7 protein-coding genes are annotated in these 11,549 nt (G+C 70.8%); 4 read left to right on the top strand and 3 right to left on the bottom strand.

What is annotated here, in order from left to right:
- Positions 1-158 precede the first annotated feature (158 nt).
- Positions 159-1,190, top strand: coding sequence for a ScyD/ScyE family protein (locus ACH3VR_RS00320; RefSeq protein WP_396638754.1), 1,032 nt, complete (start codon positions 159-161; stop codon positions 1,188-1,190).
- Positions 1,191-1,252: 62 nt separating this feature from the next.
- Here the strand turns inward: ACH3VR_RS00320 and ACH3VR_RS00325 are convergent, their stop codons facing one another.
- Positions 1,253-3,859 carry a PEP/pyruvate-binding domain-containing protein gene (locus tag ACH3VR_RS00325; protein ID WP_396638755.1) on the bottom strand — a complete coding sequence of 869 codons (2,607 nt, stop codon included), beginning with the start codon at positions 3,857-3,859 and terminating at the stop codon, positions 1,253-1,255.
- A 90-nt stretch (positions 3,860-3,949) separates the two neighbouring features.
- Complete coding sequence (locus ACH3VR_RS00330; protein ID WP_396638756.1) at positions 3,950-5,332, bottom strand: D-alanyl-D-alanine carboxypeptidase family protein; 1,383 nt, start codon at positions 5,330-5,332, stop codon at positions 3,950-3,952.
- Positions 5,333-5,800: 468 nt separating this feature from the next.
- Between ACH3VR_RS00330 and ACH3VR_RS00335 the strand changes: the two genes are divergently transcribed.
- Positions 5,801-7,072 (top strand): HNH endonuclease signature motif containing protein, encoded by a 1,272-nt coding sequence (locus tag ACH3VR_RS00335; protein ID WP_396638757.1) that lies wholly within the window; start codon positions 5,801-5,803, stop codon positions 7,070-7,072.
- Positions 7,073-7,401: 329 nt separating this feature from the next.
- On the opposite strand, the gene ACH3VR_RS00340 is transcribed toward ACH3VR_RS00335, so the two are convergent.
- Positions 7,402-7,746, bottom strand: a complete 345-nt coding sequence (locus ACH3VR_RS00340; RefSeq protein ID WP_396638758.1) for a hypothetical protein — start codon at positions 7,744-7,746, stop codon at positions 7,402-7,404.
- A 98-nt stretch (positions 7,747-7,844) separates the two neighbouring features.
- On the opposite strand from ACH3VR_RS00340, the gene ACH3VR_RS00345 reads away from it, so the two are divergent.
- Positions 7,845-9,011, top strand: coding sequence for a low temperature requirement protein A (locus tag ACH3VR_RS00345; RefSeq protein ID WP_396638759.1), 1,167 nt, complete (start codon positions 7,845-7,847; stop codon positions 9,009-9,011).
- A 111-nt stretch (positions 9,012-9,122) separates the two neighbouring features.
- Positions 9,123-11,549 carry a zinc dependent phospholipase C family protein gene (locus ACH3VR_RS00350; RefSeq protein ID WP_396638760.1) on the top strand — a complete coding sequence of 809 codons (2,427 nt, stop codon included), beginning with the start codon at positions 9,123-9,125 and terminating at the stop codon, positions 11,547-11,549.

Here is an 11,549-nt window from a genome sequence, read left to right on the forward strand (position 1 = left end):
GCCGTAACCGGACAGTCTTGACGGCATTCGCGGCCAGGAGGAGGCTGGGGCGGTGCTGCCGTCGCAGCATCATTCATGTTCCGCCGCGCAGCACTCCAGGGTCGTAAGGCCCCCGGGGGCAGTGCGACCGCGACTCCGCGAAGAAGGGGAATCCGGACATGAATGCCAAGCGCGCGGCGATCGTCGCCGCGATCATGACGATTGCACTCGTTCCCACGATGCTCATCCCGGCGGCTGCGAGCGCGGCTCCGCCCGGATCAGCGCCACCGCCGGTCGCCGAAGAGCTCGCCGCGGGGCTGACAGGTCCGATCGGAAGCGTGATCGGACCCGACGGAGCACTGTACGTCGCCGACCGGGCCGGCGGCCGGATCGTGCGCGTCGACACGGGGAGCGGGGCCATGTCGAACTTCGCGACAGGCTTCCCGGTCACGGGGCCGGGCGGTGTGTTCGACGTCACGTTCATCGGGGACAGCGCGTATGCCCTCGTGAGCGTCGTCGGGCCTGAGGTCGGCGGCAACTCCATCGGGGGCATCTTCCGGATCGACGACGCCACCCACCGGACGATGATCGCGGACACCGACACGTGGTCGCGCGAGAACCCGCCCGACACGGATTATTTCGTGCCGAGCGGCCTGCAGTACGCCTTCGTGCCGTACCAGGGCGGATTCCTCGTCAGCGACGGCCACCACAACCGGCTGCTGTTCGCCGGGCTCGACGGTTCCGTGCGCGAAGTCGCCCAGTACGCGAACATCGTGCCGACCGGCCTGCAGCTCGACGGCTCCAAGCTCTACGTGGCCGAGGCGGGCCCCGTCCCGTACAACCCGGCGGACGGCCGCGTCGTCGCCGTCAACGTGAACAATCCCGTCGAGCGCACCGTGGCGGTCGGCTACAGCCTCGTCGTCGATGTCGAAGCCGCCTCGTGCGGGCTCTACGCCTTGTCGCAGGGCGACTCGCCGGGGATGGTCGAGCCGGGTTCGCCGGGTCTTCCGAACAGCGGCGAGCTGCTGCGCGTCAATGGCAACGGCACGTTCACGCCGATCGTGACCGGGCTCGACCTGCCCACGTCGCTCTCGTTCGCCGGGGAGACGGCGTACATCGTGACGCTCGGCGGAGACGTGCTCACGGTCGACAACGTCGCCGGTGACCGCCACGGCACGTGGGGTGGCTGCGGAGGCATGGGCCCGGGCTGAGCCCGCCTGCTGACGCGCGTCGCGGCGCCGTGACCTGAAGGGTGGCGGCGCCGCTCGCGTCGTCAGGACTGAACGCTGACGACGCCGCTGGCGCCGTCGACGGTCACCTCCGCGCCCGTGGAGATCGCCTCCGTCGCGCCCGGCACGCCGACGACCGCCGGGATGCCGTACTCCCGCGCGACGACGGCGCCGTGACTGTTGGCGCCGCCCATCTCCATCACGAGGCCGCCCGCCGTGAGGAACAGCGGCGTCCAACCCGGGTCGGTCGAGGGCGCAATGAGGATCTCGCCGGGCTCGAGGTGCGCGTCGACGGGATCGAGGATGACGCGGGCCGGTGCCGTGACCGTCCCCGCTGACGCCGGCGTGCCGCGGAGGGATCCCTCGGACGCCGTCGAGGCGGAGCCGATCGCCTCCGGCTCGGTGCCGTCCGACAGAAGCATGCGGGGGATGTGGCGGCGCCCCAGCTCGGCGTCGTAGCTCGCCCTGCGCTCCGCGACCGTCCCGCGCAGGTCTTCGCCTGCGGCGGCGCGCTTCGTCTCGTCGAAGTCGAGGAAGAACACGTCGGCGGGCTCCGCGATCGCGCCGGCGTCGGCGAGCTCTGCGCCGATGCGGAGCATCGCCGCGCGCGCCTTGCCGAGACCGATCATGACGAGGAACTTGGGCATCTCGCGCATGCCGACCAGCGCCCGGGCACGGCGCAGGGAGAACCCGACGGCGGCGCCCCGGAGCGGCCCGCGCCGTCGCGCTCGGCCGATCAGCGAGAGCGCCATCGCGCGGGCGGCGTGCGCGCCATCGGCGAAGTGGCGCTCCGGCGAGTCGGCGTCGGGGTCGAGGCGCAGATAGCCCGACAGCACGCCGAACAGGTGGGCGGGATCCTCCGACCAGCGCGGCATGCCGAGGTCGATCTCGGCGACCGCGCGATGCCCGTAGCGGGAGAGGAATCTCGTCATATCGCGCTGCAGGACGAGAGGCAGGATGCCGGCACGGTAGCCCTCGGCGAGCTGACGCGCGGACTGCATCTCGAGCGCCGACGCGGAATCTGCGTCGTCACGTGCATGCGCCGCGATCCGCCACAGCGCGAGGTCCATCTCCGTCGTCACATTGTCGGGCACGCTCCGCAGCACGGTCTGCAGTTCGCCGGGCTGCACCGATCCGCGCAGCAGCCGCCGCGCGAGTCCGAGCATCGCGAAGCCGGCGACGGCGCCAGGCAGGCTGCGGGGCGCGAGCGGCATCATCGTGAAGAGGAGATCGATGACGCCGTCGACGCGCGTCGGGATGTCACCGCCCTCCGGCACGCTCCGCTGGCGGATCTCCTCCTCGAGCCGCCGCACGCGGCGCTGCGCGGCCGCCGGACTGAAGAGCGCCTGACCGACGAGCAGCGGCAGCCGGATGCGGGCCGCGAGGTGGAGGAATCCACGCGCGAATCGCCGCCGCGACCGGGGCAGCACCGAGAATCGGGGATCGTCGAAGAGCCGCCGGAGTACGACCGCCGAGCGGGCCTCCATGACGTCGAGGGCGCGTGGGAAGATCTCGCGGCCGGCCGCCGAGCGCACGATGGGTGTTGCGTCGAGGAAGATCCGGTCGCCGCCGACGGCGAAAGCGCCCGGTCCGTCGGCGATGCGCTCGGGGCGGCGGCCGATGAGGTCGAGGAACCCCGAGCCGATCACGCGGAACGCCGCGATCCCCATCGGCGTGATCGGCCGGTGCAGGCCCTGCGCGAGGCTGATGCAGAAGTAGACGCGAGCCTCGTCGGCCGGCTTCGGCACGTCGCGCACCGGTACGGGGAACAGCGTCGTGATCGGGCGCGACTGCGTCAGCCACGCGTGCCCGCCGGCATCCATCGCCCATTCGATGTCCTGCGGACTGCCGAACGCCCCCTCGACCCGATCGCCGAGCGCCGCCAGGGTCTGCACCTCTTCGTCGGTCACGCTGGCGGACTCCAGCGTGCCGCCGCGCCGGCGCTCGAGGATCCTCCCCGTCGCAGTGTCGACGACGAAGTGGTCGGGGTCGACGGATCCCGAGACGACGGCGTCGCCGAGGCCGCGCGCAGCATCGAGCACGGCCTGGCGACGCCGCCCGGTCACAGGATCGGCGGTGAACAGCACGCCCGCGGAGGCGGCATCCACCATCCGCTGCACGACGACCGCCAGCGCGACTCCCGCGCCGTCGATGCCCTGCGCGGCGCGATAGGCGACGGCGCGATCGGTCCACAGCGATGCCCAGCATCGGTGCACGGCGTCGAGCACGTCGTCGATGCCCGCGACGTCGAGGTACGTGTCCTGCTGGCCGGCGAAGCTCGCGCCGGGGAGGTCTTCGGCCGTGGCCGAGGACCGCACGGCGACCGGGCCGCCGTCGGGCTCCAACCTCGCGTAGGCGCTGCGCACGGCCTCTGCGACCTCGGGCGGGAACGGCGCGCCGAGCACGGCGTCGCGGGCTGCCGAGGCATCCGTGGCGGTGCCGTCTTCGACGGTCGTTCCGCGGACCGCGAGGCGATACGCCTCCGTCGTGAGGCAGAAGCCCGGCGGCACGTCGAAGCCGGCGCGGATCAGCTCGCCGAGGTTCGCCGCCTTGCCGCCGACGGCGGGAAGATCGGCGGCCGACAGCTGCGCGAGATCAAGCACCAGGACGTCGTCGAAGTCCGGGGAGGCTCCAGGGCTGGGTGCGGACATGTGCGTCCTTCGGGCCAGGTAATTCCTCACTTGAGGAATTACCTGCAGAATCGCACTCCGCGACCACGGCCGCAAGACCTCTCTTCGCGGCTATTCCGCCCCGAGCTCGAGCGGGTGGGTGAGGCGCCACCACTCGGTGGGCGGCGCGATCGTCCCTTCGATCTCGATGGGGACGCTCGTCGTGTTCGGGCCGGCCGTCCAGGTGATGCTGCCGATCACCTCGTCGTCTTCGTAGGCGGTGGGAGTCCGCGTGGTCATCGTCCGCGTGATCGGCGTATCGGACCACGTGAAGATCGAGGCGTTCTCGGCGATCACCATGCGGGCCCTCGACCCCCAGGGGGTCGTGAACGATCCGACCGGCTGACCCGCCGTGGCGAGCGGGACAGTGCGGAAGCCCGCGCGGATGCTGTCGAGCAGCGCCACGACGTCGCGGTTGACCGCGTCGTGGGTGGCGCCGCCGAGCAGGACGCCCGTGACGCTGAGGGGTTGCGCCGCGCCCACGTCGAGCGATGCCGTGTACAGCAGGTTGAAGTTGCCCGCCCCGAGGTTGCCGGTCTTCAGCCCCGTAACCCCGTCGCTGCCGAGCAGATCGTTGGTGTTGGCCATGAATCCGGGGCCGGGCAGCGACAGGGACGAGGTCGCGGCGATCTTCTCGATCGTGGGCTGCGCGGCCGCGAGCGCACCGATCTTCATGAGGTCGCTGGGGGTGCTCGAGTTGCGCGGGCTGATGCCGGTCGGCTCGACGATCGTGGTGCCGGTGAGCCCGTTCGCGCCCAGCCATCTGCGCGTCGCGTCGAGGAAGCCGCTCTGCGAGCCGAACGCCCACGTCGACACCGCCTCCGCGTAGTTGCAGGCCGAGGGGATGAGCATCGTCGCGAGGGCGTCACGCTCGGACATCGAGCTGCCGATCGGCATCGCGGCGATCGTCGCACCCATGACGTAGTACTTGTCGTACAGGTCGTGGGCGGCCTTGTCGAACCAGATCGTCGGGCCCGGGTCGTCGGCGTCGGCGAGCGGCTTCGCGTCGAGGATGACGAGGGCGGTGATCAGCTTGCTGATGCTGGCGATCGGCCGCGGGTCGTCGGTGCCGCTCGTCGCCCACGGGGCGCCGGTGGCCGGTCCGAGGTACTCGTCGGCACCCGTGACGGCGATCGCCGAAGCGCCTTGCGCCGGCAGCGCGAGAGCGGCGGCGGCCGGCCTGGGCACGGAGGGGTCCTGGGTCTGCACGACAGGTACGGGCGGCGGCGCGGTGAGCGCCCAGCCCGTGTAGCCGCCCGTCGCGACGAGCACGACCGCGATGACGATCGCGGCGACGATCAGGCCGCGACGACGGCGGGCTGTTCGGAGCAGGGGATCGACGCCGCCCTCGGGCGCCTCATCCATCAACTCCACGAGGTCGGCGAACTCGTCGGGCAGCTGGTCGTGCGTCGTGATCGCGGGCCCCCGTCCGGCTTGGTGATCCCACTCTCCCATCACCGGGAGGCCGTTCCGCTCACGCGATCCCGGCTGTGGAGAGCCGTGGTTTCGAGACCGGTCATTTGCGGCGCTGAGCCTGTCGACGCGTCGCCCCTGAGATCTGGCGCAAACCCCGGATATCGCCGCCGTGCTGACCCTGGGCAGGCTCGGCGGCCGAATTCACGGGTCGCCCCGTCCCGGTCGCTGAGCCTGTCGAAGCGTCGACGCCGACACCCACGAGGAACCCGGGGTGCGGCACCTCGGACACCGCGCGATCGGGATCAGGAAATCCCCGATGGAGGGGCCAAAAACGGCCCCGGGAATGTCGGTGGCCCTGGGCAGAATAGTCGTATGGAAGCCCTCCTCGCCGACCTCCGCGACACGGTCGAGCAGCTCCGCGCGTGCGCTGCCGAGGGACTGCGGGACGGGGCGATCCGGGGCTCCTCCGACACGGATCTGGCCGATGCGTTGCGTGTCACGGGGGAGTTGGCGCGGCTGGTCGACGCGCTCCTGATCGAGTCGACCGGTGAGGTCGTGCGGCGTTCGCGGACGCCGGAGCGGGACCTGCGGTTGACGACCCGGATGGGATGCCACGACGTGTCGGAGCTGGTGCAGCGGCTCACCCGGATGGCCTCCGCCTCGGTCGCACGGGTGCAGAAGGCGGCGAAGTCCGTGCTGGTCGAGCAGCGCCTGGACGGGGAGCCGCTCCCGGCCCGGTTGCCGGCGATGCGGGACGCGCTGATCGACGGGGAGGTCGGGGTGGACGGCCTGCTGGCCGTGGCGGGACCGCTGGAGGCGATGGGTGACCGGGTCGCGGTGGAGGATCTCCTCGCCGCCGACGCGGTGCTGGCCGCGGAAGCACGGGGGGTGGGGCCGGACGGGGCGCCGCCGGCGTGCGCGGACCTGCTCCGCATCCAAGCCCTGGCGTGGTCGGCGGTGCTCGACCAGGACGGCGCGGAACCCCGTGAGGAACGCGCGCTCCGGCTCCGCGGCGTCCGGCTGGGCCGTGTCACGGACGGGGTCGTCCCGATCAGCGGGGCCCTGCTGCCGGAGGTCGCGGCGCAGTTCCAGCGGATCTGCACCGCTGTCGACTCCCCCCGCACCCAACCCGGGGTGAGGTTTCACCCCGACGACCCGAACACCGACCCGTTCCTACCCGACCGGCGCACCACCGCACAGCAGCACCACGACGCACTGGCCACCGCGCTCACCGTCGCCGCCTCCAGCGAACTGCTCCCCACGATCGGGGGTGCCGCGCCCACCCTGCTCATCTCGGTGCGCGAAGAAGACCTCGTCGACGACACCGGGTGGGCGCACGTGGACGGCACCGACGAACCCGTCTCACCGGCCGCGGCGCGGCACGCCGGCTGCGCGGGCGTCATCCAACGCGTCGTCCTGGATGACAGGGGCCGGATCCTCAAGATCGGCACCGAGCAGCGCGTGTTCAACAAGCATCAGCGTCGCGCGATCGGCCTGCGCGACGGGAACTGCATCATCCCCGGCTGCGGCGTCCCCGCCGCCTGGTGCGAGGTCCACCACGTCACCGACCACGCCAACGGCGGGCCGACCCACACCGACAACGGGGTGCTGCTCTGCTGGTCCCATCACCGGTTCATCGACGACGGCATCTGGAAGATCCGGATGAACCACGGCGTCCCCGAAGTCCAAGCCGCCAAATGGTACGACAACACCATGCGATGGCGACCCGTCACCACCTCCCCCACCCGCCTGCTCGACACCATCCGACGACGAACATGACCCGTAGCGATCGCAGCTGCACGCCCCGCGCTCCACGCTGGTGAGGAGCCGACCCCTCGACAAGCTCGGGGATCGCGACTGGGCCGTGGCTTCGTGGACGTTCCTCGCGCGTGACGAGTCGGCCCCTCGGCAAGCTCGGGGACCGGGGGTCCTCGCGGGTGATGAGTCGACCCCTCGACAAGCTCGGGGATCGCGACTGGGCCGTGGCTTCGTGGACGTTCCTCGCGCGTGACGAGTCGGCCCCTCGGCAAGCTCGGGGACCGGGGGTCCTCGCGGGTGATGAGTCGACCCCTCGACAAGCTCGGGGACCGGAAGACGACTGGTCCGGATCAGCCCTCGTGCCAGGGCTCGGGCGCCTCCGACTTCTGCTGCAGGAACGCGCAGAGCGCGGAGAGCGTCGCCATCTCGCTCGCGATCCCCTTCACGGCCGACGCTCGCAGCGTCACCTGCTCCATCCGCGGCTCGAACGTGATCGTCCACTCCGCTTCCTCGGAATGCGGCGGCTCGAGGTAGATCTCGGTGGGGGAGTCCATCACCCGCATCGCCACCAGACCCGTGTCGGCGCCCGCATCGCCATCCTGCGGGATCACGCGGATGACACCGCCCACAGGGTACCCGAGCTTCTCGAACTCCTCGACCCAGGCCTGGAGGGTACTGATGCTTCGGAACGCCATCCTTCACTCCTCCATGAGGCGCTGATCCCGTCACGGCAGATTATCCCCGTGCGACACGATCGAGGCCAGTGTCGGACCACCGCGGGCATGATGGTCGCATGCAACGCCGCCATGCGTCTCTGCGCATCCAGGAACGGGATGCCTCGCGCGCGGACTGGATGGAGCTGTTCTTCGATCTCGGCTTCATCGCGCTGGTCCAGCAGCTGTCGCTGACGATGCATCACGAGCCGACGTTCACCGCGCTCGCCGTGTTCCTCGCTCTGTTCGCCTCGGTGTGGTGGTCGTGGGTCAACCTGACGTTCACCGTCAACATCCAGGAGGGACTCTCGCGCCGCGCGCTCGCCGGCTACATGCTCGCCGCGATGGCCGCGGTCGGCGTCATGGCCGTCGCCGCGCCCGAAGCGGTCGGCGAGCTCGCCTGGCTCTTCGCCCTCGGCAACGCTGCGCTGCGCCTCGTGCTCCTCGTGCTGTGGGTGCGGCGCAGCTGGAACACGGGCGTCGCCTCACGCGTGCGGATCCTCGCGTACAACGGCGGCACAGCGGTCATCTGGCTGGTGTCGGCGTTCACGCCGTCGCCGTTCCGCTTCGCGCTGTGGGCGCTGGCGATCGTCATCGAGATCACGCTGCTGGTCGTGTCGTCCCCCGGCCTGCTGCGGCGGCTCGGCGCGATCAACATCGAGCACCTCGCCGACCGGTTCGGCACGCTCGTCATCATCGCACTGGGCGAGTCGGTGTTCTCGATCGTCGTCGCGCTCACCGACGAGCTCACGCCGTTGTCGGCTCTCGTCGCCGTGCTCGCCTTCGTGATCGTCGCAGGTCTGGCGTGGGCGATGTTCCTCTTCGGCATCGACGCGATGCGCACCGGGCTCGAGCAGCTCGTCGCGCGCGGCGACGCGCGCGGCGTCGTCGAGACCGTCGCGTTCCTCCCGTTCGTCCTGGTGGCCGGCATCATGCTGCTCGGCGGTGCCCTCTCGCTCGGGGTGGAGCATCCCGAATCCGCGCTTCCGCCGTCGGCGGCGGCATCCCTCGCCGGCGGCGTCATGCTCTTCTACGGCACCAACGCGGCGATCTCGTTGCGCTACGGAACGCCGTGGAGCCGCGTGCTGCCGTGGGCGATCCCCGCCATCGTCCTGCCGCTCATCGTCGGAGTCCTCGCCCTCGTCATCCCCGCCGTGTGGGCGGTGGCGGCGATGGCGGTGACGGTCCTCGCGATCGTCACGCTCTCGGAAGTGCGGGCGAGGCACCCGATGGATGCCGCGACCTGATCCGCGAGCCGTGGCCTTGTGCGCCCCTCGGCCGCGCAATACCCTGGCGCCGGTCCTGTCGGTGTCGACCGGCCGGGCCTGCGCACTTTCTGCGGGGGCAAGGAGGCGGCGATGCCCGGTTGGTATGTCCATCTCGAAGCGGCGCACGACACCGCGAAGAGGCTCCGCGACGGCGACATCCCGGCGGGATTCCCCGTCAGCGCTGCCGACGCCCAGATCATCGGCGAGCATTGCCATACGTGGCGCAACTACCTCGCGCTGGGGTCGCTCGGCCCCGACGTGTTCTACCTGCTGCCCGACTTCAAGAACACGACGGGTCAGGTGATCCGCCAGATCGTGCAGTGGGCGCTCGACGTGTGGGAGGTCGTCGACTCCGAGTTCGTCGGCAAGTGGGAGACCTGGATCGACCCGATCTCGACCAACAACTCGCAGCTCGCATCGCAGCTGACCGGCGGCTTGTCGACGCAGCTCGCGCAGGTGCTCGACGAGCTCACATCGGCGATCATGTCGGCGTTCAAGGGCCTCCTCGCCGAGATGGGCGACTGGTTCGGCGTGCTCACGTCGGGTGTCCCGCAGGGCTTCGGCGACGACGCGTTCTACTGGTCGGACATGTTCCACTACCGGCGCACGTACCAGTTTCCGTACGTGCTGTTCCAGCAGGCGCAGGACGCCTTCGCCGCGGCATCCACGGATGACGAGCGGATGGATGCCGAAGCCCGCGTCGCGTTCGCGGTGGGGTGGCTGTCGCACTGCGCGACGGATGTGACGGGGCATCCCTTCACGAACGCGAAGGCGGGCGGGCCGTACCGCGACCACTGGCAGCGCCATCACCTCGTCGAGAACCACATGGACTCGGAGAACTACGGGGCGCGGCATCCCGGCCCGCTGTACGGCGAGTACGGCACATCGGCGCTGCACTTCCGCCTCGCGTTCCGGCACCGCGACGACGCGCCCTACAACGGGCGGGACGATGCCCCCGCATATGACTACTGGACCGGGTTCCCGGCCTACGACAACGGCGACGGCCCGACCGCCACGGCGCACCGGCACACGTTCTTCGACCTCGACACGGGGCCGCTGCCCGATCACCTCATGGAGGGGCTGCTCGAGGCGATGGAGGACGTGTACGGTGCCGACGGCCCGCACATCCTCATGCAGGACCCGCCGTTCTCGGCGACCGACCCCGTGACGGGGCAACCCGACGGGCGTCCCAACGAGGCTGCCATGGCCGAGATGTGGGAGCTCGTCTACCGGTACCTCAAGATGACGAGCTCCGACGCGATCAGCCTGCGCCTGCCGCCGCCGCCGAGCGTCTTCACCGACCACTCGTTCCCGACGCCGCCGGGAGGCGGCGGCTCGGGGATCGACGACGACCCCGCGCGCGGCGCCGACGTCGACGACGACGACTCGTTCACGCTCCTCGACCTCCTGCTCGCTCTGTTCGCGTGGATCGTCTACCTCGCACAGGTCGTCGTATGGCTCGTGACAGTGCTGCCCGGCCTCATCGTCGACATCACGACCTTCCCCGCGCGGGAGGTCGTCTACTGGGCGGTCATCGTGCCTGCGTGGAACCTCTACCTCCTCGCTCGACGCGCCCTGGTCATGTCGGCGTTCGCAATGCCGAAGCCCGGCGAGATCAACCCGGGTCTCACGACGCTCGGCCGCGAGGGCACCTACGACATCGGGTCCGCGCTCGACAACCCGATGGGCATGCCGACCTCTCAGCCGCCCGTCACCGAGCCGTCAGGACGGCTGAACCCGACCGACGCGCAGGGCCTCGACCACGCCTACCCTCGCGGGATCGTGCGCGACCTCCCGTCGGCGATCGGCCGGCCCGACCTCACGGGAGCGCTCGGGCTCACGGCGCCGCTGCGCTATCGGGCAGACGCTGCGGGCGATGTCTTCAAGGCATCGGAGTGGGTCGCGCCGTGGCGGTATCCGCTCACGAACCAGGCCGGCGCCGGGGTCGCGCAGGAGGGCGCCGCGACGCACGTCGGACCTTACGTCGTCGGCGCGCAGTCGACGATCCTCCTCTCGGCGCTCGCCGGGCACGACGGCGCACGCGGCGACCTCGAGAAGGCGGGGACGCCGGTCGACACCGAGAGCACGCTGAACATGCATCTGCCGCTCGACCAGCATCTCGGCGGCCCCGTCGACTACGGCGTCTACCTCGTGGGGCGCATGGCCGCCGATGCGACGGCGGGGGCCGCGGAGTACTCGGTGCCCGACTTCAACCTCGACTCCGATCGGGGCTACGCATGGCATACGTGGGACTGGGACCGCAGCAAGAGCATCGCCGTCCCCGACGTCAACCCGGTCGGCGGAGAGGACTACAGCTATCCGCTGCCGTGCACGTCGCCGCAGCTCTTCCACGCCGACCACGACTTCCCGGCCCAGCCGAACCGCTGGTACATCGAGTCGCAGGACCTCAATGTGCACTATGTCCCCGGCCCGGGCCCCGCGACGTGCATCAAGCAGGGCGACCACGATCCCAACACCGACCCGTCCTGGCGTGAGCGCCTGCAGGGGAGGGGATGA

It is taken from the genome of Microbacterium alkaliflavum, assembly GCF_044325405.1.
Classification (GTDB): domain Bacteria; phylum Actinomycetota; class Actinomycetes; order Actinomycetales; family Microbacteriaceae; genus Microbacterium; species Microbacterium alkaliflavum.

What these genes read in the sequence shown, in the direction of transcription:
- ACH3VR_RS00320 (WP_396638754.1), top strand. Translation starts at nt 159, where the DNA reads ATGAATGCCAAGCGCGCGGCGATCGTCGCCGCGATCATGACGATTGCA.
- ACH3VR_RS00325 (WP_396638755.1), bottom strand. Translation starts at nt 3,859, where the DNA reads ATGTCCGCACCCAGCCCTGGAGCCTCCCCGGACTTCGACGACGTCCTG.
- ACH3VR_RS00330 (WP_396638756.1), bottom strand. Translation starts at nt 5,332, where the DNA reads ATGGGAGAGTGGGATCACCAAGCCGGACGGGGGCCCGCGATCACGACG.
- ACH3VR_RS00340 (WP_396638758.1), bottom strand. Translation starts at nt 7,746, where the DNA reads ATGGCGTTCCGAAGCATCAGTACCCTCCAGGCCTGGGTCGAGGAGTTC.
- ACH3VR_RS00345 (WP_396638759.1), top strand. Translation starts at nt 7,845, where the DNA reads ATGCAACGCCGCCATGCGTCTCTGCGCATCCAGGAACGGGATGCCTCG.
- ACH3VR_RS00350 (WP_396638760.1), top strand. Translation starts at nt 9,123, where the DNA reads ATGCCCGGTTGGTATGTCCATCTCGAAGCGGCGCACGACACCGCGAAG.